This is a genomic window from Simiduia curdlanivorans, assembly GCF_030409605.1.
In the GTDB taxonomy this organism is placed as follows: domain Bacteria; phylum Pseudomonadota; class Gammaproteobacteria; order Pseudomonadales; family Cellvibrionaceae; genus Simiduia; species Simiduia curdlanivorans.
The window spans coordinates 1,136,389-1,161,572 of the sequence record NZ_JAUFQG010000006.1 but is presented as its reverse complement, the minus strand read 5'-3'; the positions used below and the strand labels follow the sequence as shown (position 1 = coordinate 1,161,572).

At 46.8% G+C, this 25,184-nt stretch carries 26 protein-coding genes; 10 read left to right on the top strand and 16 right to left on the bottom strand.

Annotated features, from left to right (window positions below):
* The first annotated feature begins 12 nt into the window (after positions 1-12).
* The 6 genes from infB to QWY82_RS18945 all read left to right on the top strand — a co-directional run bounded on the left by infB (position 13) and on the right by QWY82_RS18945 (position 8,110).
* The gene (infB, locus tag QWY82_RS18970) at positions 13-2,700 is read left to right on the top strand and encodes a translation initiation factor IF-2 (RefSeq protein ID WP_290265478.1); all 2,688 of its coding nucleotides are present in this window, start codon (positions 13-15) and stop codon (positions 2,698-2,700) included.
* 27 nt (positions 2,701-2,727) lie between these two features.
* A complete protein-coding gene (gene rbfA, locus QWY82_RS18965; protein ID WP_290265477.1) occupies positions 2,728-3,120 on the top strand; it encodes a 30S ribosome-binding factor RbfA in 393 nt (130 codons plus the stop codon).
* Between the two features lie 13 nt (positions 3,121-3,133).
* Entirely contained in the window at positions 3,134-4,081 is a 948-nt protein-coding gene (truB, locus tag QWY82_RS18960; protein ID WP_290265476.1) for a tRNA pseudouridine(55) synthase TruB, read from the top strand.
* Positions 4,082-4,227: 146 nt separating this feature from the next.
* On the top strand, positions 4,228-4,497 hold the full coding sequence (rpsO, locus tag QWY82_RS18955) for a 30S ribosomal protein S15 (RefSeq protein ID WP_290265475.1): 270 nt from the start codon (positions 4,228-4,230) through the stop codon (positions 4,495-4,497).
* A 534-nt stretch (positions 4,498-5,031) separates the two neighbouring features.
* The gene (gene pnp, locus QWY82_RS18950) at positions 5,032-7,170 is read left to right on the top strand and encodes a polyribonucleotide nucleotidyltransferase (protein WP_290265473.1); all 2,139 of its coding nucleotides are present in this window, start codon (positions 5,032-5,034) and stop codon (positions 7,168-7,170) included.
* Positions 7,171-7,570: 400 nt separating this feature from the next.
* Positions 7,571-8,110, top strand: coding sequence for a tRNA-uridine aminocarboxypropyltransferase (locus tag QWY82_RS18945; protein WP_290265472.1), 540 nt, complete (start codon positions 7,571-7,573; stop codon positions 8,108-8,110).
* Between the two features lie 23 nt (positions 8,111-8,133).
* Here the strand turns inward: QWY82_RS18945 and QWY82_RS18940 are convergent, their stop codons facing one another.
* The gene (locus tag QWY82_RS18940) at positions 8,134-9,120 is read right to left on the bottom strand and encodes a 2-hydroxyacid dehydrogenase (protein WP_290265471.1); all 987 of its coding nucleotides are present in this window, start codon (positions 9,118-9,120) and stop codon (positions 8,134-8,136) included.
* 380 nt (positions 9,121-9,500) lie between these two features.
* Between QWY82_RS18940 and QWY82_RS18935 the strand changes: the two genes are divergently transcribed.
* The gene (locus QWY82_RS18935; RefSeq protein ID WP_290265470.1) at positions 9,501-10,211 is read left to right on the top strand and encodes a pseudouridine synthase; all 711 of its coding nucleotides are present in this window, start codon (positions 9,501-9,503) and stop codon (positions 10,209-10,211) included.
* A gap of 432 nt (positions 10,212-10,643) precedes the next feature.
* Here the strand turns inward: QWY82_RS18935 and QWY82_RS18930 are convergent, their stop codons facing one another.
* From QWY82_RS18930 to QWY82_RS18885, 10 genes are all read right to left on the bottom strand, one after another.
* Complete coding sequence (locus QWY82_RS18930; protein ID WP_290265469.1) at positions 10,644-10,928, bottom strand: immunity protein Tsi6 family protein; 285 nt, start codon at positions 10,926-10,928, stop codon at positions 10,644-10,646.
* Positions 10,929-11,102: 174 nt separating this feature from the next.
* Complete coding sequence (locus QWY82_RS18925) at positions 11,103-11,468, bottom strand: hypothetical protein (RefSeq protein WP_290265468.1); 366 nt, start codon at positions 11,466-11,468, stop codon at positions 11,103-11,105.
* A gap of 127 nt (positions 11,469-11,595) precedes the next feature.
* Positions 11,596-12,189 carry a hypothetical protein gene (locus QWY82_RS18920; protein ID WP_290265467.1) on the bottom strand — a complete coding sequence of 198 codons (594 nt, stop codon included), beginning with the start codon at positions 12,187-12,189 and terminating at the stop codon, positions 11,596-11,598.
* Positions 12,190-12,589: 400 nt separating this feature from the next.
* Positions 12,590-13,192: a hypothetical protein gene (locus tag QWY82_RS18915; protein WP_290265466.1), complete on the bottom strand. Its 603-nt coding sequence runs from the start codon at positions 13,190-13,192 to the stop codon at positions 12,590-12,592.
* Positions 13,192-14,922 carry a hypothetical protein gene (locus tag QWY82_RS18910; protein ID WP_290265465.1) on the bottom strand — a complete coding sequence of 577 codons (1,731 nt, stop codon included), beginning with the start codon at positions 14,920-14,922 and terminating at the stop codon, positions 13,192-13,194. Before QWY82_RS18910 ends, QWY82_RS18915 begins: the two co-directional genes overlap by 1 nt.
* Positions 14,923-15,248: 326 nt before the next feature.
* Positions 15,249-15,788: a YdeI/OmpD-associated family protein gene (locus QWY82_RS18905; RefSeq protein ID WP_290265463.1), complete on the bottom strand. Its 540-nt coding sequence runs from the start codon at positions 15,786-15,788 to the stop codon at positions 15,249-15,251.
* A 167-nt stretch (positions 15,789-15,955) separates the two neighbouring features.
* A complete protein-coding gene (locus QWY82_RS18900) occupies positions 15,956-16,321 on the bottom strand; it encodes a hypothetical protein (RefSeq protein WP_290265461.1) in 366 nt (121 codons plus the stop codon).
* Positions 16,322-16,505: 184 nt separating this feature from the next.
* Complete coding sequence (locus QWY82_RS18895; protein ID WP_290265459.1) at positions 16,506-16,892, bottom strand: hypothetical protein; 387 nt, start codon at positions 16,890-16,892, stop codon at positions 16,506-16,508.
* Positions 16,893-16,943: 51 nt separating this feature from the next.
* Positions 16,944-17,522, bottom strand: coding sequence for a DUF6151 family protein (locus QWY82_RS18890; RefSeq protein ID WP_290265457.1), 579 nt, complete (start codon positions 17,520-17,522; stop codon positions 16,944-16,946).
* A 122-nt stretch (positions 17,523-17,644) separates the two neighbouring features.
* Positions 17,645-18,322 carry a class I SAM-dependent methyltransferase gene (locus QWY82_RS18885; RefSeq protein ID WP_290265455.1) on the bottom strand — a complete coding sequence of 226 codons (678 nt, stop codon included), beginning with the start codon at positions 18,320-18,322 and terminating at the stop codon, positions 17,645-17,647.
* A 233-nt stretch (positions 18,323-18,555) separates the two neighbouring features.
* Here QWY82_RS18885 and QWY82_RS18880 point away from each other — a divergent pair, with 233 nt between their 5' ends.
* From QWY82_RS18880 to QWY82_RS18870, 3 genes are all read left to right on the top strand, one after another.
* Positions 18,556-19,533, top strand: a complete 978-nt coding sequence (locus QWY82_RS18880; protein ID WP_290265453.1) for a hypothetical protein — start codon at positions 18,556-18,558, stop codon at positions 19,531-19,533.
* Positions 19,530-19,904, top strand: a complete 375-nt coding sequence (locus QWY82_RS18875) for a hypothetical protein (RefSeq protein ID WP_290265451.1) — start codon at positions 19,530-19,532, stop codon at positions 19,902-19,904. Before QWY82_RS18880 ends, QWY82_RS18875 begins: the two co-directional genes overlap by 4 nt.
* A 492-nt stretch (positions 19,905-20,396) precedes the next feature.
* Entirely contained in the window at positions 20,397-20,774 is a 378-nt protein-coding gene (locus tag QWY82_RS18870; protein WP_290265449.1) for a hypothetical protein, read from the top strand.
* Between the two features lie 785 nt (positions 20,775-21,559).
* On the opposite strand, the gene QWY82_RS18865 is transcribed toward QWY82_RS18870, so the two are convergent.
* The 5 genes from QWY82_RS18865 to panB form a co-directional block, all read right to left on the bottom strand.
* Positions 21,560-21,871, bottom strand: a complete 312-nt coding sequence (locus QWY82_RS18865) for a hypothetical protein (protein ID WP_290265447.1) — start codon at positions 21,869-21,871, stop codon at positions 21,560-21,562.
* A gap of 651 nt (positions 21,872-22,522) precedes the next feature.
* Complete coding sequence (locus QWY82_RS18860; protein ID WP_290265445.1) at positions 22,523-22,789, bottom strand: hypothetical protein; 267 nt, start codon at positions 22,787-22,789, stop codon at positions 22,523-22,525.
* A 61-nt stretch (positions 22,790-22,850) separates the two neighbouring features.
* A complete protein-coding gene (locus QWY82_RS18855) occupies positions 22,851-23,279 on the bottom strand; it encodes a GTP pyrophosphokinase (protein WP_290265442.1) in 429 nt (142 codons plus the stop codon).
* A 764-nt stretch (positions 23,280-24,043) separates the two neighbouring features.
* Positions 24,044-24,301, bottom strand: a complete 258-nt coding sequence (locus tag QWY82_RS18850) for a CBU_0592 family membrane protein (protein ID WP_290265440.1) — start codon at positions 24,299-24,301, stop codon at positions 24,044-24,046.
* A gap of 46 nt (positions 24,302-24,347) precedes the next feature.
* Positions 24,348-25,175 (bottom strand): 3-methyl-2-oxobutanoate hydroxymethyltransferase, encoded by an 828-nt coding sequence (gene panB, locus QWY82_RS18845; RefSeq protein ID WP_290265439.1) that lies wholly within the window; start codon positions 25,173-25,175, stop codon positions 24,348-24,350.
* Positions 25,176-25,184: the final 9 nt, after the last annotated feature.

Sequence of the window (25,184 nt, the reverse complement as noted above, 5' to 3'; positions counted from 1 at the left end):
CGAGGAAAGAGAATGGCTGAAGTAACTGTAAGCGAACTCGCCGAATCAGTCGGTGCTCCCGTTGAGCGTCTGTTAAAGCAGATGCAGGAAGCTGGTTTGAAGCACAAGAAAGCAGACGAATCCGTTTCTGATGATGAGAAACAAACGTTGCTGCGTTTTTTAAAGACGAGTCATGGCGAAGAAGTGGCGGAACCGCGCAAAATTACCTTAAAGCGCAAAACCACAACCACGTTAAAGACCGGGTCGGGCGCTTCACGCAAAACTGTCAACGTGGAAGTGCGTAAAAAGCGCACCTACGTGAAACGAGACCCTTCTGATGTTGAAGAAGTTGATACTCACGTTTCCGATGAAGCGGAACTAGCGGCTAAGGTCGCAGCTGAAGCCGAAGCGAAAGCCAAAGCGGCCGCCGAGGCGAAAGCTGCTGAGGAAGCCGCCAAGGCTGCCGAGCAAGCTGCAAAAGCTAAAGTAGCTGTACCTGCGGCGGAAGAAGCTGCGCCTGCTGCGCCTAAAGTAGCGAGCACCCGTGTTGATGACATGGAAGAGCGTCGTATTGCCGCGCTAGAAGGTCGTCGCAAGCAAGAAGAAGATGAGCGTCGCAAATCAGAAGAAGCGGAAGAAAAACGCAAAGCTGAAGAAGAGCTGCGTCAAAAGCGCGCGGATGCTGAAGCTAAAGCTAAGAAAGAAGAGGAGTCTAAGGGCAAGCATGGTCATGCGCCTAAGAAGCCTCGTCACTCTGAAGCTGACGAAGGCGACGAAGCTGGCCGTCACAACAAAAAGGCTGGTCATCGCGCCGCCAAGAAAGCTACGGCGCCAGCGGCACCGAAAAAAGGTGCTCGTATCGACCTTAAGCGCTTGGATGAACTCGACGACGAGCTCAACAAAACACGTCGCGCCCGCGGCTCTTTGAAGCTAAATAACAAACACGGTTTTAAGAAGCCGACGGCGAAACAAGTGCTAGAAATTGAACTGCCACAGCTTATTACCGTAGGTGAGTTGGCTGCAAAAATGAACATCAAGGCCAACGAACTCATCAAGCGTATGATGAAGATGGGCGTTATGGCTACCTTGAACGATCCGCTTGATCAGGAAACTTCGCAGTTGATTGTTGAAGAGCTGGGTCACGCTTATCGCTTGAAGAGCGGCAACGAGCTTGAAGAAGCGTTGGAGCTGTCTATCTCTCACGATGGTGAAATGGTTAGCCGTGCACCGGTTGTTACCGTTATGGGTCACGTTGACCACGGTAAAACATCGCTGCTCGATTACATCCGTAAAGCCAAGGTTGCAGCCGGTGAAGCCGGTGGTATTACCCAGCACATTGGCGCCTACCGTGTAAGCACAGCGAAGGGTGAGATTACCTTCTTGGATACCCCAGGTCACGCTGCGTTTACCGCCATGCGTGCTCGTGGTGCTCAGGCAACTGACGTGGTTATTCTCGTGGTTGCAGCCGACGATGGCGTTATGCCGCAAACCATTGAAGCGGTTCAGCATTCAAAGGCTGCAGGCGTTCCAATTGTTGTTGCTATCAACAAGTGCGATAAAGAATCCGCCGATCCCGATCGCGTTAAAAACGAATTGGTTCAGCACGAAGTTATTCCAGAAGATTGGGGTGGCGACACACAGTTTATCGAAGTGTCGGCGCATACCGGTGACGGCGTTGAAGCATTGCTAGAGGCAATTTCTCTGCAGGCAGAAATGTTAGAGCTGTTGGCTCCGATCGACGTTCCGGCTAAAGGTGTCGTGGTTGAATCGCGCGTTGATAAAGGCCGCGGTGCCATTGCAACCGTCTTGGTTCAGCAGGGTACCTTGAAGCGTGGCGACATGCTGCTCGCCGGCCAGTCTTACGGTCGCGTTCGCGCCATGACCAACGAGCAAGGCCAGCAAGTTACTGAAGCGGGTCCGTCTACGCCGGTTGAAATTTTAGGTCTTAACAATGCACCGGGCGCTGGCGATGATTTCGCGGTTGTGCCGGACGAGCGTAAAGCCCGTGAAGTTGCCGAACACCGTGCCGAAAAAGAGCGTAGCGAAAAGCTGATGCGTCAGCAGGCCGCTAAGCTCGAAAATATGTTTGCCAACATGGGCGCAGAAGAGAAGAAAGTTCTCTCTGTGGTTGCCAAGGCAGACGTACGCGGTTCATTGGAAGCCATTTTGAGTTCACTTGCCGATATCGGCAACGAAGAAGTTGAAGTGAATGTTGTGTCTTCTGGTGTCGGTGGAATTACCGAGAGCGACGTTAACTTGGCCATGGCCACTGGCGCCATCGTAATTGGTTTTAACGTTCGTGCCGATGCAACCACTCGCCGTTTAGCCGAAGGCGAAGGTGTTGAGATTCGTTACTACAGCATCATTTACCAATTGTTAGATGAAGTTCGTTCAGCCTTGGCGGGTATGTTGTCGCCAGAGCGCATCGAAGAAATTGTTGGTATTGCCGATGTACGCGAAGTGTTCCGCTCGCCTAAGTTCGGTCAGGTTGCTGGCTGTATGGTAACCGAGGGTACCGTCTTCCGTAATAAGCCGATTCGTGTACTGCGTGACAACGTGGTTATTTTCGAAGGTGAATTGGAATCTCTGCGTCGCTTTAAAGACGACGTTAAAGAAGTTCGCAACGGTACCGAGTGTGGTATCGGTGTTAAGAACTACGACGTGAAGGTCGGTGACCAGATCGAAGTGTTCGACGTCAAAGAGGTTGCAAGAGAGCTCTAAGGAGCTCTTCTAGCGAGTAGATATTTTATGGCACGTGAATTTAAACGTACCGACCGGGTCGGCGATGCACTGCAGCGATCAATTTCGCAATTTATCCAGCAGGAAATCCGCGACCCGCGCATAGGCATGGTGAACGTCAACGACGTCACCGTGACCCGCGACTTTGCCTACGCCAAAATTTTTGTCACCTTTGTTGGGCGTGAAACCGATGAGGAATGTAAGGCGGCGTTAGCCGTACTTAATAAAGCCTCGGGCTTTCTGCGCACACTGGTGGCCAAAGATTTAGATTTGCGCACCACGCCGCGTTTGCAGTTTGTCTACGATACCACCACTGTGCGAGGCAATCAGCTCGCCAATTTGATCGAGCGTGCGGTGGCTGATGATAAGTCTAAGCATGTCGACGACGATATCGAACAGTAGGTTATAACGGCGGATGGCGAGAAAACCGAAAGGGCGCCCTATTAGCGGCGTCTTGGTGCTAAATAAACCGGGCGGAATGACTTCCAACCGGGCTTTGCAAATTGCTAAGCGGCTGTTTTATGTTGCGAAGGCGGGTCATACCGGTAGTCTAGACCCTCTGGCCACCGGTGTTTTACCGCTGTGTTTCGGTGATTCCACCAAATTTTCCCAATACTTGTTAGATGCCGATAAAACCTACGAAAGCACCTTTCGTTTGGGTGAGCGCACCGATACCAGTGATTCCGACGGCGAAATCGTTGAAACTCATTCTGCGTTGCATATCACTGAAGCGATGGTGTTAGCGGGCTTAATGGCGTTTAAAGGCGAGATTAGCCAAGTGCCGTCGATGTTCTCGGCGCTAAAAAAGGATGGTCAGCCACTGTACAAGCTCGCGCGCCAAGGCATAGAAGTTGAGCGCAAAGCCCGCCAAGTCACGGTTTATGCACTCGATCTGCTGGCCTTTAGGCCCGGCGTCGTGGCCGAGGTTGACGTTCGCGTCAGCTGCTCCAAAGGCACTTATATTAGAAGTATTGCCGAAGACCTAGGTCAGGCACTCAAGGTTGGCGGCCATGTGTCGCGCTTACACCGTACCCAAGCAGGGCCTTTTACCCTTGCTCAAAGCGTCAGTATCGATAAATTGGAAGAACTTCGGGCCGAGGCTGAGCCGGAGGTTTTAGACCCTTTATTGTTACCGGTAGACGCCCCTGTGGCGAACATGCCAAAGTTGGCATTACCGGAAGCTACGGCCTACTATTTCCGCCAGGGCAATCCCGTGATGGACGCGCAGGCCTTTGCCTTAGGGGGCGAAGGTGATAAGGTGCGTGTCTTTGATCAAGCTGGTGAATTTTTAGGCATTGGCGAATTAAGCGACGACGGCCGGGTAGCGCCCAAGCGTCTCGTTGCAACGAATTCAGCGGACTGAGGTCATACCTTAGACCGCTGTAGCCCCGATGGGGCACAGGACCTGTCTGTAAATATGCACGGGCAGGCCTTTTATAACCGGTTGTTATTGTTCTCCCTTAAAGAGCACTTTGGCAATTTGCATATTCTCAGTAATAGGTGATTGACATGGCACTAAGTGCAATTGAAAAAGCGGACATCGTAAAATCGTTTCAGCAAGCTGAAGGTGACACTGGTTCACCAGAAGTACAGGTTGCATTGTTGACGCACAACATCAACAAACTGCAAGGCCACTTTGCTGACAACAAGAAAGACCACCACTCACGTCGTGGTTTGATCCGCATGGTAAACCAGCGTCGCAAGCTGCTGGATTACCTGAAGGGCAAAGACGCACAGCGTTACATTGCTCTGATTCAGAAGCTAGGCCTACGCCGCTAGTTTCCAGTGCCCGCGCAAGCGGGCGCTTTTTTATGTACAGGATGTACGGGCCTAAAATTGCTCCTGCATTTTAGGCACTTCCGCCATCCGTGGCGGTCGTATTCCACGAGAGGCAGGACGCCGGTAGTGGAGATGTACAGGATGTACTAATGTCGCGAGAGGCAGGGCGCCGGTAGCGACGATGTCCAGGACGTAAAAGCTTCGAGAGACAGGAGTCTACAGCGAAGTTTTACTGGCGGTAACAGTTGCCCAAGGTAGAAGCCGCTAGCAACAATACCCAAGGCAAATGGGCCAAAAATTGCGCGAGCAATTTTAAATTTAAGAAATTATAGGGCTAGCTCGAACCTATCGAGCGGGTCAGATGATGTTGACTGTAAATGAGCATTCAACAAGTTAGAAAAGAGCGAAGCCAATCGGCATGTCGGACGTAAAGCATGTCGGGGTAGTCTCAAGTAAGTAAAGAGAGTGGGCATTGGCCTACAGAAAGAATTATCAATGAATCAAAATGAAAGCAAAGAGAAAAGGACGAAATAAGTGAATCCTGTAATCAAATCCTTCCAATACGGAAATCAAACTGTAACCTTAGAAACCGGTCGTGTTGCTCGTCAAGCGAGCGGTGCGGTCATCGCTAGCATTGGCGATACCTCAGTATTGTGTACTGTTGTGGGTGCCAAAGATGCTAAAGACGGCATCGACTTTTTCCCGCTGTCAGTTCACTACGTAGAAAAAGCCTACGCTGCCGGTAAAATTCCTGGTGGGTTTTTCAAGCGCGAAGGTCGCCCAAGCGAGAAAGAAACCTTAACCTCGCGCCTAATCGATCGCCCCATCCGTCCACTGTTTCCAAAAGGCTTCAAAAATGAAGTTCAGGTTGTGTGTACGGTTATCTCTGCCGATAAAGATGTCGATCCCGATATCTGCGCGATGATTGGTACCTCAGCAGCGTTGTCTATCTCTGGTATTCCGTTTGCTGGCCCTATCGGCTGTGCACGCGTGGGTTATACCCAAGCGGAAGGCTACCTGTTGAACCCTAACTACAGTGTGTTGAAAAACTCCGAGTTAGACATGGTTGTTGCCGGTACTGCCGACGCCGTATTGATGGTTGAGTCTGAAGCTAACGAACTGCCTGAAGACATCATGTTAGGCGCCGTGCTTTTTGCCCACCAAGAGCAGCAAGCGGTTATTCAAGCCATCAACGAATTAGCGCGCGATGCCGCCAAGCCCGTTTGGGATTGGGCTGCACCGGTTGAAAATGCTGATCTGAAAGCGGCTTTAGCCAAAGGCTTTGAAGATTCTATTGGTGTTGCTTACCGCATTACCGATAAAGCCAAGCGTTACGATCGCTTAAACGAATTGCGCACCCAGGCAATCGCAGAGCTGGTTGATGCAGAGTCTGGTGTGAGCAAAGATGACGTGCGCGAAATGTTCGGCAAAATTGAAAAGAACATCGTGCGTACTCGCGTTGTTGCTGGCGAGCCCCGTATCGATGGTCGCGACAACAAAACCGTTCGCGGCATTAGCTGTGAAGTGGGTGTGTTAGGTAAGGCTCACGGCTCTGCGTTGTTCACCCGTGGTGAAACTCAGGCGTTGGTTGTGGCCACCCTTGGTTCAGCGCGCGATGCACAAATCATCGACGCCCTCGAAGGCGAGCGCAAAGACCCCTTCATGTTGCACTACAACTTCCCACCCTACTCAGTGGGTGAGTGTGGTCGTATGGGTGCCACTGGCCGTCGCGAAATCGGTCACGGCCGCTTGGCGCGTCGCGGTGTTGCCGCTGCATTGCCAAACATGGCAGATTTCCCTTACAGCCTGCGCGTTGTGAGCGAAATTACCGAATCTAACGGTTCGTCTTCTATGGCCTCTGTGTGTGGTACTAGCCTTGCGTTAATGGATGCGGGTGTGCCTTTGAAAGCGCCAGTGGCTGGTATTGCCATGGGCTTGGTTAAAGAGCCAAATGGCTTTGCCGTATTAACCGACATCCTCGGCGACGAAGATCACCTCGGCGATATGGATTTCAAAGTAGCCGGTACAGCCAACGGTGTTACCGCACTGCAAATGGACATCAAAATCCAAGGCATCACCGAAGAAATTATGGACATTGCACTAGAGCAAGCTCTACATGCACGTCTGCATATTCTTGCCGAAATGAATAAAGTGATTGCCACCGCACGCGGTGAAATTTCTGACAATGCACCACGCTTCGAAGTTATCAAAATCGATCCAGACAAGATTCGCGACATCATCGGTAAGGGCGGCGCTGTAATCCGCTCTATGACCGAAGAAACTGGCGCGTCTATCGATATCGAAGACGACGGCACCGTGCGTATCTTTGGTGCTAACGGCGAGGTGATTCGCGATGTGTTGGATCGCATCGGCGCAATCACGGCCGAAGCAGAAATTGGCGCTATCTACGAAGGCACAGTGGTGCGTATCGTAGACTTCGGTGCCTTTGTTAACTTCCTGCCAGGCAAAGACGGTTTAGTTCACATTTCACAAATCGCCGATGAGCGCGTGAATGATGTGAATGAGTACCTGAAAGAAGGCCAGGTTATTCGTGTGAAGTGCTTGGATGTAGATCAGCGTGGCCGTATCAAGCTGTCTATCAAAGAAGCCCAGCGCGATGAAAACCCAGCGCCGGCCGAAGCGCCAGCCGCTGAAGAGCAGCAGCCTGAGTAAGTTTCAGGCGTTGTAGAAAAACCCGGCGCTGCCGGGTTTTTTTATGGCTAAATTTATTAAGCTACAAGCTACAAGCTACAAGCTACAAGCTACAAGCTACAAGCTACAAGCTACAAGCTACAAGCTACAAGCTACAAGCTACAAGCTACAAGACGGATGGCCGTCCCCTACAAGCTACAAGACGGATGGCCGCCCCCTACAAGCTACAAGACGGATGGCCGTCCCCTACAAGCTACAAGACGGATGGCCGTCCCCTACAAGCTACAAGACGGATGGCCGCCCCCTACAAAGCTACAAGACGGATGGCCGCCCCCTACGAGCCACAAGCCACAAGCCACAAGCCGGGGGCTTCCCCTACAAGCTATTATTTGAAACCCAGAATGGTTGCTAGAATCCCGCGATGAATATTGTCTTATTGTGTCACGAGCGCGAGCTGCTGAAGCCCTCAAATACCGGTCAGTTGTTACATCAGTGCAGTGGTATCTGCGCACGTTCGGTAACCTGGGCACGAAAAGCGCCAGATCTCGAGTTGCTCGAGGCTATTGCCGCGTCGCGAGCCTATTTGGTATATCCGCTGCTGGGTGCCTCTGGCCAGAAGTTGCGCTGTTTAGAAGAGAGCGAGCAGCGCAATACAGACAATAAGTTGTCTGTATTACTCGTTGAAAACCCTGTGATAGTGCTTATTGATGCCACCTGGCAGCAAGCGCAAAAAATGTTTAATCAAAGCCCCTATCTGCAGCACATTCCTCGCTTGGAACTAAGCCGTGAGCGCCCGTCGCTGTTTCGCCTGCGCCGCAATCAAAAAAAGGCTGGGCTCTGTACGGTAGAGTGCGCTATTGAACTGTTACGCCTATGCGGTGAGCGATCCGTGGCGGATCAACTGGAGGCGACCTTTATTCACTTTATGAGCCTGCCTAGAATTGCCAGCCAGGCGGATTGATCAGGCAATGGCCCATTCGCCCGTTAAACACGGTTGCCGCAATTGAGACCGCTATGTTCTTGCTTGGCATTTTCTAAGGTTGTTTCGCCAATGTTGTGCAGGGCTTCTTGCGTCAGAAAGGCTTGATGGCCGGTAATTAATACATTGGGAAAGGTGAGCAATCGGGCAAACACGTCATCTTGCAAAATGTGCTCGGACTCATCATTAAAAAAGAGGTGCGCTTCCTCTTCATACACATCTAAACCGAGATAGCCTAGATGCCCCGTCTTAAGGTGTTGAATAACGGCCGGGGTGTCAATCAGGGCACCGCGGCTGGTGTTGATTAGCATCACCCCGGGCGGCATAAGGTTGAGCGCTTCATGGTTGATGAGGTGTTGTGTATCGGCACTTAAGGGGCAGTGTAAGCTGATGATACGGGCCACCGTAAATAGTTTGTCGCGCGTCACATAGATTACACCCAAAGCTTTTAGGGCATCGTTCGGTACCGGGTCATAAGCGTAAACCTCGCAGCCAAAACCGAGCATGATCCGGCAAAATGCGCTGCCAATTTTCCCTGTGCCCATTACGCCAACGGTGCAGCCGTGCAAATTGAAGCCCTGCAAACCGTCCAGTGAAAAATTGGCCTCGCGCACACGCGAGTGAGCTTTACAAAGCTTTCGATTGAGCGCGAGAATTAACCCAACCGCGTGTTCTGCAACGCCTTCTGGCGCATAGGCCGGTACCCGCGCAACGATGATGCCGAGCCGTTGTGCCGCTGCCGTATCCACTTGATTAAAGCCGGCGCAGCGCAGTAGAACTAAACGAATACCATTGGTCGCCAAGGCTGTTAAACAAGCGTCATCGAGTTGATCATTAACGAAAATGCAAACCGCATCAGCACCGGCAGCAATGGGTGCGGTGTCTGCGCACAAGTGGGTTTCGAAAAAGCGTAAGGCAAAGCCGTATTGCCTATTGATGTGTGCAAAGCTTTCTTGGTCATATTTCTTTGCGCTAAAAAATACAATATCCATTGGCGGCGTCCTTGTAATTAAGCGTTTGAGCGGCAGAGGTTCCCAGTCTTCGTTTTTATCATAGATCTATTCAGGATGTCGGTATTGATCAGAGTCAAGCAATCTTCCGTAAACAGATTAGCGGTAGTCTAGAAACAGGAGGAATGCGCAAAACTATACGTCTAGGTGAGCATTTAGGAGTCAGACAAAATTCCTGCTATATCGGCTATTCCTGAACCACTATAACGTTGCAGTCTGGGAGCAGGCCTGTTTAACTTCGATATGAATAGCGCCTTAACGGGCATATCGAAGATTATACAGCACCTGCCTATATCGCTGGTTGGTTAACGGCTACTAACCATTTTGAAAGCACTGATGAAAAAAATGATGAAAAAACTGTCATGAGATCCAAGCGTGATCGATTGGATAGGCACCTTAAAAAGGTACTGTCTATATCAAGAGTTGAGACACAGCAATTATTGGCAAAAGGGGAAATATTTCTAGACGGCCAACGCGCAACGGATATTCAACAGCTTGTGGGGGAATTTACACAGGTGGTTGTGGCGGGGCGCGTGTTACAAAACAAGTTGCCGCGCTATATTCAGTTGCACAAACCCCAAGGCGTGGTCAGCGCCACACGCGATGATAAGCACCAAACGGTTATTGATTTAATTGCCGCAGATTTTGCCGAGCAATTACACCTAGTAGGGCGCTTGGACTTCAATTCAACCGGTTTGGTTTTACTCACCACTGACGGCCGTTGGTCCCGGCGCTTAACTGAGCCCGCGGCGGGCGTTGAAAAACACTATCGCGTAACGCTGGACAAGCCTATCACGCCAGAGATAGTAGAAGCCTTCGAGCGCGGTTTGTATTTTAGCTTCGAAAACATTATAACGCGCCCCGTTCGCACCGCTTTTACTGACCCACTGTGTGTCGATATATTCCTACACGAAGGCCGCTACCATCAAATAAAGCGCATGTTTGGCCATTTCCAAATCACCGTGCTGAGTTTGCATCGGTTGGCTATTGGCAATGTGGTTTTAGATTCTGAATTGGCTGAAGGCGAGTGGCGGGAGTTGAGTCAGGATGAAGTGTTTAGGTCGGTGATTTAAAGATAGCTAGAGGTCTCTGATTTTATCTAAAAGGCTATTGGTAGCAGCAGTTGGGCCCCCTGAAACAGTCATGCGCAGTTCAGAATACGCCTTCTCTAAGTGTTGTACAGAACAAAAATTCCCCTCCAGAAAATCCCTTGTGCCCGGGATGTTTGATGTGTTGAGATTGCTAGGTATGCCGTTCGTATCGATCTCTATTGCAAGGCTTTCCAGAGATTTTTTCAGATCAATTAAGGGTTGGTCCAGCCTGCTAGAATTATCAATTAGCTGAACTATGCGCTTAATGTTAGCTTTAATAGCTTTTTTACGACTGCTAATTTCAGCACCTTAATTTAAATTGAGTTTGAAAGTGATTTTGGTTATTTTCAATAATTTTCCTGATGCTAGTGCTTTTCCTGTGTGGTTTCTAGTTTTAGGCTGTTAATGGCGGTTTTAAGAATATTCTGGATAAAGAGCGTGTGTAACTTCATCTAAAAATTTCTTCAGCGCCAGCTCGTCTGGTGCTGAAAGTTCTCTTGAGGCGATTATTCCATAGGAGAAAGATTGACCTTCTTGTAGTTCCAGCCGGGGATTTTTACCGGTTAGCGCTTTGGATTTTATAAATTCCATTTGATTGATGATTGACTCGATAGCTGGCGATTTTGGATCTATCACGTTTTGAGTTTTGAACGCATTAATGGCATTTTCTGCGCATGACGCTACTTTATCCAAATTCATCCCGAGTGCTCCTCGTGTTAGTCCAAACTTCTTTGCGTTTGTTGCTGCTTAGATTTTCTTAATGTGTGGCAATATTAAGAATTTGTGAAAATTTTTTTCGGGAGATCGGTGGGCTTTGCCGATGTTAATAAAACGACCAGTTGGGCGTATTCCTAAGACCTTCATGCCAATGCTTCACTCGTGCAAATGAAAAATCCCCTCATAGTTACACATATATCTACAAGGTTGGAACTCACCGGCTGAAAGTATATATACGATATTTAAGTCATGGTTTATAACGAAATAGAGTGCTAGTTCGTTGCCATTGCTTTTATACGATACGTGACCATTAAATACTGTAGGAAGACCGTGAACACTCTCCGCAATATTTCTGGCAAGCCTGTCACCAAGATTATTTTCTAGCTCATTAAAATTTACAAGCTCAGAAATAGTATACAGCTTCTTTGCAGAGCAGGGATGTAGTTTAAATTTTAGTTCGTGATAACCCTCTTCCATGCCGTCATAAATACAATCGCCTACATTAAACTCTCTTGCGTTCATTCTGATATTTCTTAAATACATTGCTGTATCGAATAAGTGTGTTGCAGTGTCAGAGTGATCACTTTCTCGATGTTGGCATGGAGCTTGTTCATTTGTGACGAATTCGTGTCTGTGCTTTTAAATGATTCTATTGGGTTTTTATGGCATTAATAATGATCTTTTTATCGCATGCGTTCGCGTTAACCAATTTTGATCTAAATTCGTAGAATTCCTTTCGCTCGGCCGGAATTGATCTGGGTACGGCGTTTTCAACTAGGAAAAAATCTGCAGCTGTTGTGGCTACATCTATATCGGTCTCTGTTTCCAAAGTCTGCTCAAAAAAATCTGACTTTTTGGTTTGTGGTATATTTGATTTTTTTATTATCCAGAGAGTCTCGTCTCTATCTCTGTTGGGGAGATTCGGATAAATGTGCATTAGATTAAATATATCTGAATTGCCTTTTTCAATAAAATGCAGGTAGCTATATGCTCGTTGAATACCGGATTTTCCCGCTGGGTGTAGCTGAATCTGTTGTTTTGCTAGTGCAATCGCGCGCTCTCTATCTAATAGATTCAACCATTCAAATACGCCAGGGGCTAGGCATTCACCAGTTAATAGTTCGAACGCTTTTTCCATTTCGTCCGTTGTGAGTCCATCGAAATGCGATTTATCGTATCCATCTGCCTTTTGGCGACCTTGGGCATGAAATTGTTCGAGAAATTTGTCGTATGTTGTAGTCATTAAAATGGGCTATAAGACAGATTAATTGCGGTTCTATTATTTTAACTGTCAATGATTTCTTCAGTAAATTACCTGGTACATCAATGTCCTGATTGGTTATATTTATAGCTTTAGGTTTTCTGTCTCTTTCGTTTCGTTGTTTTATAACCAAAGTTCTGTTGTTTTTACAAGTTCAATTTATTTTGAAAATGGATGGTAATCGTAAATTGATTTTCAATTTTTTTGCTAGTTTTTTGTTTTTCCCTATTTTTAGCTTTTTCATATTTCCTCGGAGAAGGTTTAGCGGTGTGCTAGTAATACGCATGTTTCTTTGTTGAAACTCACGGAGTGACATCATGATTTATAATAATGATCACAGATGTAATGATTTCTGTGATTGTAATATATCAGGTGTCGAACACTAAATATGCATAGATTCCAGCTTTTTTAGGCCTGAGTCTCGATCATGTTTATCGACGCTTGTTAGTAGTTTTAGAACTTCCTCTGAATCATCATTAAGCGCAAATTCATTTCTACCACTTGTGTAGCATTGGATGCCAAGTAAAGCTGTTTTTAGTACTGACTTGTTTGAATCATTTTTCGCAATTTCTATGCAAAATTCTGCATACATCTTTGGTGACAGTTCATTCCTTAGGTTTCGACCAAGTGCGCTTCTGCGCATATCCCAGTCTTTATCACCCTTTAAAATGGCTGATTTCATCAGCTGGATGTATTTTTGCTCGCCGGTTTCTTTAAATAGAAAATAGGGGATGTAAATGCTGCCGTGATCGAGCGTTGAAAGTTCTGTCAGTCTGGATTGAAGGTGCTTCACGTAGTCGTGACCCAATATTTTCTTGGTTGGCTCAGTGAGTCTCTCATCGCCTTCTTCAAGATGTGTGATAAGTAGATCTAGAGCGTCTTCTCTTTCTGGCGATTTTAGTGAATTTAGCTCGATATTATTGAACCCTTCACGCTCTCTTGGGTGCGATGTTATTTCATTTCTAAGTTCTTCTAAAATTGACATTATGAGCCTCCGCCAATGTTTAAACTTTCCGCTAGAGCTTTCATTTCCTTTTTATTTAAGACCTGTCGCACATTTCCACTCAAGTCCAATATTTCAACTTCTGAGACATTCCCTTTCTTAACCATTGTTGGTAGCTCTGTGGTTTTCCAGACTTTTCCGCCATTTTCACTAAATGCTACGTCACTTTGTACAGCCTTCACTTTGCCACTTACCGAAGAAGCATATTTTTCGGAAAAATCACTCCAAAAGTCACCGCTAATTGGGCTTTTATTTAGCTCAGGCCAGTTGTTGACAATTCTACCGCCTTTTGTGGTCTCTAGCGATATTCCGCCCTGTTTTTGGGCTAAACTTGCCGCAGCATCCAAAGCTCCCTCTTTGTAACCTGACCAAAAGAAAGCACCGTCCTTTGGAGAGGTGACATCCAAGCGATCTAGTAACTCCTTTGGGTTATCGGCGTCAAGATAAGGGCTTAGAATGTCGCGTGCTGCCGCTATTTTTTCATCTCTGAGTTTTAGGTTATTGGAAAGCTCAGCTAAGTGCGCGTCATCAGAAAGTTCATTAATTTTTTGTCTGTCTCTATTTGCAGCACTTAACTTAGGGTTATTCTTTTCAGGGGGCTTATTATTTTGTTTGCTTGGTCTTGCTTTCGTTTCAGTTGCTTTAGCATCCGTCTTAACATCATCAAAACTACGCTTAACGCTCTTCGCGCCGCGTTTGGCTTTGTCGGCTAGATATTTGCCGACTTTTTTGTTGGCGATGGCGAATTCTGACAGTAGTTTGCCGAGTTTTTCGAATTGTCTGATCAATCTGGCTTTGCTGGCAATGGCGACGCCTAGGCCAACCCCGCCGGTGAGTGCGGTGAGTATGGCGGTGAGTATGATTTCGAACGCTGCCGCACCGCCGAATTCAGCGACTTCTAGCCGGTGCTGGCTCAGTGCAAAATCTTTAATAAACATCCCTATGTCGCGCATTAGCGGGCCGTCGGATGTGACTTGATCGGCGAGATCTAGCGCCTTTTTAATGTCGTCTAGGCTGACTTTGGTTGGGTCGAAACCCAGTACGTCTATCAGTTCGCGCAGCTCGGCGTCTAAATTCAGGCTGGTGAAGGTGTCGTAGAAATTTTCTGTGCCAGAGGCGGTGGCCGCATTTTTGGCGTACCGATACAGCCTTAGCTGCATGGAAGTGAGGTCGTTTACTTCCTTGATCCACTTAGCGAGGTCCCAGGCAGCGCCACCCAAGCCTTTAAGGCTGGCCCAGCGCAGCGCTAGGTCTTTGCGGAAATAGCTTAGCTTTTGGAACTCTTCATCAATCTTCGCCGTTTCGGCGCGCTCGGCGATTAAGATTTCATTCAGCGCCTGCTTAATCTTCACCCGCAGTATGGCGCGATCGTCGGCGACGGGTTGTAGGCTGTTGTCTTTCTCGATAATCAGCTGCGAGCGCTCGATGGCGTCGGCTATGCGGTCGTTGTTGCTGCGCACCTGGGTGAAAATGCTGGGCCCGTTAATGACACCGACGTTGACTTGCGGGGTGCACAGGTGCCTTGGCAGGTGGTCTGTGCCGCCAAAGAAGGTCTGGTAGATTTCTGTGGTTTGCTCGCGTGCTAGCTCGCCAATAAAGGCCTGGGCCTGGCCTGGGCCGCGGAACAGATTTTTGTTTGAGCAGATGTCGCTGCCCCAGCCGTGGGTAAGTCGATAGCGCTGACCTTGTGAATCCGTGAGGATGATTGACATGTCCTTGTCTCGTCCCAAATGAAGAGCCGGTATTATCTTTCGGTTTGGCTGAAAGTACACACCTTGGTGAATTATTCGTCAGTTTTTGTCGATTGTTAGACACTAATTGGTGCGATGGCACTAAGTTGTGTTGGGGCTAAGTTGTATAGGGGCTAAGTTGTGTAGGGGCTAGGGCAGTGCATGGGTAGCTAGGGCGAGGATACTGGTGTGCCGCTGTTTGCACCTTGCGATTATGACTGGCATTGGCCGCGAGTGTTCTACCTAGTGGCTGGCCTGAACGCTTCAATCAACCGCCATATCCTAACGGGTGGGGTTGAGCTCGATGGTCATTGATCCGCCACTTTCGGCGCGCTGAAGGCTTTGCTGTAGAAACCCGAGGTATCAAAACAACAGACCCGCTTCTTGCCCGAGGCGAGCAGGTCGCAGGCGTCGTTAATGCGCTTGGCGCGAGTTTTGGCTTGCTTGGCAGTGGTTACCCAATGAATCCAATCGAGCCGTGCAATCGTTGTTGTAGCCTGCCAGACGGCCAATGCCTCTGGCTGGGCTTTTAGTGCCTTGTTTAAATCATCGGGCACATCTGGTTCTGGTTCCGCCTCAACAGGCGTAATCTCAAACTGCGCGTCGTCACCGTAGCTTACTTGCGCGGCTTTCAGTAGCTTGGCATCAATAGGCAACCAGTGGCTTTTTTGGCCGTCGGGTTCGAGTAGAACGGTAAAAGCGCAGCCGTTAATACTGGCCTGCACTGTGGTGCGGCCGCGCCTAGGTAGCAGGGCGCTGATCTCTTTCGGCAAAATCACGAATGCCCAATGTTCATTTTTACTCAGGTCTAGAGGCTTAAGTAGTCGAGCGGTGAATTGGGTTCCCATTGCTTTTTGTTCCCTGTTCCTTTTTTGACACAGCATTAGTGACTCTGGCACTGGCACTGGCACTGGCACTGGCTCTGGCTCGGCCTTAGCAGCGAGTCGTTCTAGATCTGGTGCCTTTACCTTTCTTGCGAAGGGCGCCTAATGTGAGTGGCGCTTGTATAGATGCGTTATGCGCCGGCGCCATACAAGCTTGCCAAACCGATGATGAAAAACACCGGCCAGGATAGATGGCGGCCTCTAGATCCCACTAGCGCGATTACCCCATGGATAATGAAGGTAGTGCCAATAATCAGCCCTATGGCCTGTGGCATGGGTTGTACTTTTGCAAAATACAATAAGATGGCTGCAATGCCAAACCATGCCAAAGTGGTGATGTGCCAGGCAAAGCGCAGGGTATTTTTGGTGAATTCAGTACCACCTAAAATCTTCGGCAAGTTGTCTCTGCGAAACAGCCGAATAAGAATATAGCGCTCGCCAAGGTAGGAGTGAGCAATGCCAACGGCGATCAATAATAGTGCGGCTAGATAGAGCAAGTGGTTATCCTTTGACGAAAATTATTTGGCTGTATTAGGCCTGTGGCGCATTTGTTATCTCAACTGTAGCCGATTGAATAAAAAATACGTTCGTAATGAGCGGTTTCAATAATCCTAGTGCTTTTACTTTCTGCATCCAATTTTTGATTCAGGTGTACCGAATGTTGCCTCGGCGGTGTTACTGTTAAATGTCATAGGGGATTCCGTACTCTGCACCTTGTTCAAGTTCATAACAGAAATTATTTTCAAGATTTCTTATTAAGTCGGCATTTTTCAGAGTTTCAATCGTTAATGGTCTTATCATAAACCTAGCTGCGTGGCCGGCATTGTTAATGTGACCGAGGTAGGTTCTAATCTGGCTCCGCCAAATGCCGAATTGGTCGGCGCCCGCACCTTTAGCTATTTCATTGTATGGGTTAAAATTTAGCCTATAGTATTGAAGTTGATTAAACTTATCGGCGGATATGTAATATGTCCTTTTGTAAAATTTTTCGTCTGGTAATACTCTATCGTTGGCACCTGAAAGCAGGGCTTCAAGCTCATTCATTGAACCTAGTTCATGTTTTATCATAGCTAAAACCTAACGAATTCTGTGTTTTCTAGAGTCTTTCCAGAAGCTAGCTCACAACGAAATTAAATCAATCTCGGCTATTGGAATTTTGTCATTGAAGAAAGGGTGTGGTCTGTTCATTTTTCTAAGCATTCCCCTAAGCATAAAGGCCAATATTTTAGGTAGTCCTGATATTGGGAATTTAGCATGAGTATCTGCTGGCTTGTCGCCCTTTGCATATTTCCCGAAAGCCTTTACGGTTACAGGGCCTAGTGTATTCAGCTTTTCTTGGTTGCTGGAGAAGCTCATTAGCTTTACGGATAGGCCAACAAAGGGGACATTGGGTGAGCGCATTGTGTTGGCTATCGGCATGTTGCAGCACTTGGTGTGCCACCGGTACAGGCCTTTCGGGCTTAGTTGTACGCAGCCAATCTTATCTTTACCTTCCGTGATTTTCAGGTGCGCCGGGTAGGTTTGAAAAAGCTCAGTGCCGCCATGCACATCCAAAATGTTTGCTTCGTTATTTAAATACACAGCGAAATGTTGGCAATCTATACATAGGCAGTGCACGTGAAAGAATGATCCGGAGATGACTTCAACCTTTCCTCTCACTCCACCGCATAAGCATTTTAATTCAACTAAATGTGCCACGTTGCTTCCTTGTTTTAACTGACGTTTGGTTGGTGAATATCTTTATAGTTGGCTTGAAGTCTTTTCTATTTTTGGCGCAAACAGACAATGGGCGACGGAATCACCTTGACCCCATTGTTAGGCTAACCAGCCTTTCTGGCGACTATGAATACCGATTCATGACTGGTCTGCCATTCTCGTTCAATGGTAAAGCCTAATTTCAATAATTTGGCGATAAGTTGCTCCTTTGTAAAGCTACTGACGTAAGGCGCTAAACCAAAGAACTGCATGCCAGAGATCAACCACCGAAAGGCAAAATGGATTTCCCCCATTAGCGATGTACTTGAAACAAATACGCCGCCGTTTTTTAACAGTTGATGAACCTTAGCAATCGCACCATCTACATCCTCCAAAAGGTGCAGTACGTTTAGACCCAGAACCACGTCGAAACTTTCATGCTGGAGCTTTAGGTTGCTTAGCGTACCCTGTCGGAAAGAAATATTTTTTACCCCGGCTTCTTTCGCCTTTTGCTCAGTCGCCTCTATCATCTTGCCAGATATGTCGGTAGCAACCACATGTTCCACAAAGGGCGCGTGGAAAATGGCGGTGGCACCACTGCCGCAGCCAAACTCTAGCACCGTTGAATCTGCCCTCAAGTACTCCCGGGTGATCGCCAGTTTCTTTTGATAGGTAGCTTCATCTTTAACGGGGCTTTTAATATATTTTTCCGCCGATTTATCCCAAAATTTCTTAGAGTCTATCATTGCTAAAATATTCCTGTTGTGTCCAAACAAGCATCTGTGTGGCTGGTGTAAAGCCATTAAAGGCCAATCCTACAACTACAGTGATAGCGGCGAGCGTATTGGAAAAGCCAAGATATGTTAGATCTTCACAAAAAGCTAATGTTCTTCGACTTCTTTATCGCTTGCTTTTAACAACACCTGAACTAGCGTACACCATATTTACCTAAAGGCTTCTTGTAAGGTACAAACTTCGCCATTAAAATCCGGCCAGCTAATGACAGCATGTCACGACAATTAAAAGGGACTTTAAAATGGCTGAAATTCTACTGTGCAATCGAGCTTTAAGCCCGCAAGATCTGCGAACACAATGCGGCATTGATATTGACCAGCTAGCCTCCTTTAGTTGTGCAAAACCCACAATGCTGGCTGCTAATACGCCATACTTTATGAGCGCTGGGCAATCTCCTGCAGATCGAAGTATTTTAAGCCAACTCTCACCTACGCCGGTTGCGGAAGAGCTGACCAAGCTCTCGCTATCCTACGGTGAGGATAATTTGCTGGCATTGGCCGAAATGACAGCAAAGCTCAAGGATTACAATATCGGTTTGATGGGGGCATCAACAAGTGTGTATGCCAGCCGTGTGGGTGGTTTTGCGGGTGCAGTTAAGGACTATCAAGCCGCGTTAATGGCATACCGACAAGCCGTGGTTTCTAATTCTGCTATGAAAGCCACCTTAAAGCAGCAAGCACATGCAGCATTTCAAAAAATGCAAAGCCAATTCCGTCACGAGCTAAAAGTTGTTTCTAGCCAGGTAAAAACTAGCCGTGGCACCCCGCTGACCAACGCCGATAGGGCGACAAACATCGCCAATAGCAGCCGCAACGTGGTTAAGCTCAATGTAACCAGTCAAATTCAGGCAAACAACTTGGTTAAACTCAGTAAACAAGCCAAATTTTTGGGCAACGGCCTTGCAGTGATAGACTTTGGCAGTCGTGTGGGTAATATCCATAACAGTTATCAAGCCGGCGGCGACTGGGAGCGGGAAATGTTTATTGAATCGAGCAGTTTTGCGCTAAGTGCCGTGGCTGGTGTAGCTGCCGTCAATATCGGAAGTGCGGCTCTTGGGTTTCTTGTACTTGCGACGCCTATAGGTTGGGTTGGTTTAATTGTTGGTGGCATAGCAGTAGCAGGTGTTGCAGCGGCCACTTCAATGGGTGTAAATCAGGTGGTTAAAGAAGACGCCGGTGAGGTATATGACGTGATAATGAAAAAAGTTGGCTCCAAATGACAGATAGAGCTCTATACGTTGGCCTGCTAATAGCCGCTGCACTCATTGTTGGTATTCTGTACTTGGCGTTTGGTCAGTTGACGGTGAAAAAACTTCGAAAGAATCCCAAAACAAAGGATCTACTGGGTTTAGAGTATGTAAGTGGTTGGGACATTATCAATGTCGCCCAAGCGCTTGCATTTCCCAGTAAGTGGAGCGAAAAACTTGGTAAGAGTTCACTGTCTTTCATCTACGCGAATGAAAAAGTATTAGCTGAAAATACAACGAAGTTTGATCGATTACTTGGTTCAGCATTCTATTGGCTGCTGATTATTACCGGTCTATCATCGGCCCTGTTGGCGCTACTCAATTTTGTAGGATACTTTCACTGATTAGGCTTTTACTCTGAGCATAAAAATGCTAGAAACTCTGCGTTGTTAAAGCAATAAGTGGAGGCCTACATGACGAGATCATGAAGAGAGTAGCAAATTGATCAATACCGACATCATTTTTAATTGCGGCATGCTAGGCCTATTTTTGTCCATGATACTCTATGTGTTATTTGGGCAGCTGACTGTGAGAAAACTTAGAGAGAACCCAGCAACAAAAGAAAGCCTCGGACTTGAAATCGCGAACGGTTGGGATGTGTTTAATGTTGCTCAGGCGCTAGCCCTACCAGAATCCATTACAAAGAAGCTTAGTCAAAGTCCTATATCATTTCTATTCGCAAAGACCGAACTGTTGATTCGGTCTACCAATAAATTCGATAGGATAATAGCCTCTATATTCTATTGGGTGTTTACGATTTCTATTCTTTCGCTTCTATCACTTGCGGTGCTGTAATTTTCGAGTGAAGAAATCTAGCCAAGGTCATGAGGTCTCAAATGAGCTTGTTTTCTAAAATGCTAGGAATAGTGTTTATATTTATGTTCATATCTTGTGTTCTGTATGTTTTATTTGGGCAGATCACAGTGAGAAGGCTAAGGAAAAACCCGAAAACAAAAGATGCGTTGGGAGTGGAGTATGCCAGTGGGTGGGACATTATTAATGTTGCACAAGCGCTGGCTTTTCCTAGGTCGTGGAGTAAAAAGCTTGAAAGCAGCCCACTGTCCTTTATGCATGCCAATGCAACGTTATTGCTCGAAAATACCAATACGTTTGATCGCTTTCTAGGTTCGCTTTTTTACTGGTTGTTGATGCTATCCGGTTTGTCTGGTGCATTATTGGTGCTTTTAAATTCAATGGGTGTTTTCCCAGAGTAGGGTAAGAAAAAGCATTTTTAGGTATTGTTCTGTGGGGCTGATTATAAATGTCAAATGTAAGGCCTGACCCCGACGTTTTGCCTTTTACGCCGCCGATGCCCCATCCAGAATAGTCCAGCAGATAATGCACCCGACAAAGTGCTATAAATCAGTGGGTCGATATTTAAGTTGGGAATTCTTGCCGTTCCTTGGTCCACTGTTTCTACAGAATTATCAAAAGTTACCACATCCCAGGCATTGAGCATAAATTTATACATTAAATATATTGCGCATAGGGTAGCTAAAGAACCCAAAATATAAATCATGGTATTTATTGCTATTTGTTTTCTCATTCTGGGTGGTTAACCTAATTCATTTTGGTGGTAAGGCCGGATGGAAATTAAGTTCGATTGGCGCGACATAATTCTGATCTGACCCTGTGAGTCAAAACCTCCTAATGCCGCTGCCTTGTTATATGTTGTAATATTTTTTTGCATCTTGCTCGGACAATCCTGATGGATAGCTACCATTGTTGTCTTCCCAGTATGTTCTGCATATAGAGCATTGGTTTAAGCGTGCCTGACGTTCAAAATTGGCTCTGCCAATTACCTTAAGCACTGCATCTCTATTCAGGCCGCTGGCCCAAGCATTTCTACAGTTTTCACAGCCGGTTTTATCAAACAGTGATTCTGCTCAGTAGTGACGATTGGTCTAGATTTGGCTGAAAAATTAAACGTCATTGACTAGGTGTATTGTGCAAGGCCGCGATTTAAATTATCTAGGTGGAACGATATTTGACAGATCTGTTAGTTGCACCTTGATAGCTCAGCTTTTAGCTCATTTACATGTTGCATTCTTGCGAGTCCCTCTCCGCCAGAAGTTGAGCATGTGGCACACCATTGCGCCCTAGATAGCGCCTTAGATAACATAAACTTTTTTACTTCGATATTAGGTGCTTTCAAGCATGCAGATTGTAAAACCAATGCTCCGAAATCATTATCTTGTGGCCAGGGAAGCTTTTCTGCCTCCGTTTCGAACATGACATATATCTCACTTGCTTCAGTTAAATTCTTTGCAGACGCCAGTGAAATTGCTAAAGTTTCAACAGGTTCAGGCATAAATCCAGCTTTGATAATTCTATTCCGTGTGTGTTGATACATCTAATTGGTGCTCAAGCTAACGCCCGGCGACGCGGCGGAGGTCTACTGAGCTCCTTGCTAAAGATCATCGCAAAGCTTGGGTTCATTTAGTATCTTGGGTGATTAAAAGATTGTTAGGCTTTAGATTGCGTCCTTGATCATCAGTGACTTTTAATAAAGCCAGGAGCGTAATTGTCTCAGATGATAGCAATGTCGTTTGACGCGACATAATTTTCATCTGACCGGTTTATTATAGCTTTGGTCATTTTTAATTGTTCATTAATTACAGTTCTGTGTCAGCCGAACTTTCTGTTAAAGGCCTGTTTGCTGATCTTTCGCTCCATTTGCGTATTACACTTAGGGCACAATACTCTTTTCTTACCTTCTAATTTCCATGTGTAATATGTTTTCTTAATTGATTGACCGCATACGTAGCAGGAGGTTGGCGTTGCAAAATATGCTCCAACTAATAGTAGTAGGCCCAATCCTATGATCAATTCCATTCGAATATTATCCTTCAAGCTTCGTAATTCACGGATGTTGGCGATAAACAGTTATCTGTAGATTGAATAATACTGAGAAATCGTTGTTCTATTTTAGTTTGCTTTATTTTCTGTTTATGAATTAATTTTAATTTGTACGTATTTCAACTTCTATCTCAAGGCTTTCTGACCATCTAAGTAATATGTCTTTTAGCTCTGTAATCATTGCTACTGGAATTTTTGAATTGTGGAGCCAGATGCCAATAGTTTTTTCGTGAGTAGGAAGATCTTCACATTCTATATTGAATCTATATTGGCTATTTTCTACAGACAGGGAATGGCAGTACATGTGGACATTTCTCTGTAATGAAATATTCCATCCATCAACGCTATATTTTTCTGTTTTGCTGTCCATATTGCTTTCTATTGCCTTGAAATTCTGGTTGGTTTTCACCCTGAAAAATCGATTAAGGGTGTTAAATTGATACCCTCGTTAACTTTTTCCATGCCTTATGATATTTAGCCACTCTCTCAAGATCTTTTTCGCCTACTGAATCTAATCGCAATAGGTTTATATTATCTTCTATATCGGCGAGTTTTATCTTTGATGCCAGTGAGTTGCCAACTATTCGATCAATAAACTGGTCGTATGTTTCGCCCTCAATTTTCGATAGTAACTGAACCGCCTCTACAACCTCGCGCGGGATACCTTCGGCTAGTAAATTTTCTGCCGTATAGTCTGAATCTTCTATTACGTCATGTAATAATGCGGCCGACATTTCATATTCTGACTCCATCTTGGACATTATTCGAAGAGGGTGAAGAATATATGTTTTCCCTGCTTTGTCTTTCTGGCCAGAGTATGCTTTTAACGCAATTTCTAAGGACTTTTCGATAATATCCATGCTTTCACTTGAAGGTTAAAATTTGAATTGTATATCTGTTTATTATTCGTAGCGGTGTTTGTATGAAAATCGATAAACTTTTGATTTAAAGAATTAAATTTGAGGAATATAAATATTCTGACTCAGATAAGAATTAAATCCTGCGAATTTTCATTAATCGTCCGCAAAGTTGCAGCTGTAAAGACCATTGACCAACATTTCCGCACCCACCTATCTCCAGAAAGCCCTCAAGCCGCCACTCAACAAGCGCCATGGACCTCGGTGCCCCTTGAGGGTGCGGCGCGCGAGTGTATCGGGGCAGGATAGCCACGTTTTAGCGGTTGAGTGGTGGGTGGAGGGCTTACGCGCCTCTCTAGATGACAACACCAAATACAATCCCGCGTTTATATATCGCTCTATCAATGAGCAAAATTTCTAGCTGCTTAAACAGCTCAATCGAACCACACAATGATCTAAACGACAATCGGGAATATTATGGTGCGTTGAATTCAGCGCCAGTATTTACGTTAAGCGATAGTGCGGAATATGAACTTTGAATTTTTATAGCGAAAGTGAGTAAGGGGTTTTTTAGCCGCAAGCCGCAAGCCGGATGGCCGGACCCCGCAGCCACAAGGCAGGCCGCCCCCCGCAAGCCTGGCTCGCGTAATAAGGCAGAAAAAGGCCCTTGCGGGTCCAATTTTTGCGTCTAGATGATTTGTAGGGGCAGGCCATCCTGTTTGTAGCTTGTAGCTTGTAGCTTGCAGCTTGAGGCTTGCAGCTTATTTCTAAACCTCCCCTCGCCTCCGAAAATACTTCACCAACCCAATCACCGACGCCGCAATCCAAAACAGCTCAATAATAAAACTCGCCAAATTAAAATTAATGCACAGGCTAATGAGCAAAAAAATCGCGCCTACTAAATTCATTAGGTTGTAGGTGAGTTTAGTGGGTTGGATTTTTTCCAGTTGCAATAGGGTGAAGGCGCCCACCACGAGCGCTGTGCCGGTGACGCCGATGATGTCGGCGAGCAGGTTGATGGTCATTTATTCAGCTCTGTACTTATTCAGCTGTTTGCTTTTTAAAGCCGGCTTAGTCAAAGCTGTGTTCGTCGGCGGGGAAGGTGCCGTTTTTGACGTCGTCGGAATATTTCAGCAGGGCGCCGGGAATATCGCCGGCTTCTATTAAGAAGTTTTTCGAAAACTTCGGTGGGTGTTCGGTTAGACCGAGGATGTCGTTGATCACCAGTACTTGGCCGTCGGTATCTTTGCCCGCGCCTATGCCGATGGTGGGCATGGAAACGGCGGCGCTAATGTCGTCGGCTAAGGACGAGGGTACGCACTCTAACACCAATAAATCGGCGCCGGCTTCGTCTAATAATTTGGCGTCGCGCAGCATGATTTTAGCGCTTGCGGCATCCCGGCCTTGGACGCGGTAGCCGCCGAGTTTATTGACTGATTGCGGTGTTAAGCCTAAGTGGCCGCACACGGGAATGCCGCGCTCGGTGAGTTTGTGCACGGTGTCGGCCACCCAGGCACCGCCTTCGAGTTTTACCATGTGCGCGCCGGCCTGCATGATGCGGGTGGCGTTGTGCATGGCGAGTTCTGTGCTGGCGTAGGTCATGAACGGCATGTCGCCCATGATTAAGGATTTACTGTTGCCACGCGCCACCGCTTCAATGTGGTAAATCATTTGTTCCATGGTCACCGGCACGGTGCTGTCGTAGCCCAACACGGTCATGCCCAGTGAATCGCCGATCAATAAAACTTGCACGCCGCATTTTTGCGCCATGGCTGCCATGGGTGCGTCGTACAGTGCCACGGTGACAAATTTTTCGCCGTCGGTTTTCATTTTGCGCAGGGTGTTCACGGTTACCAATTTGGTTAAGGCGGACTCGGTAAACAATTTTCCGTAGGGCATGGGAGCCTC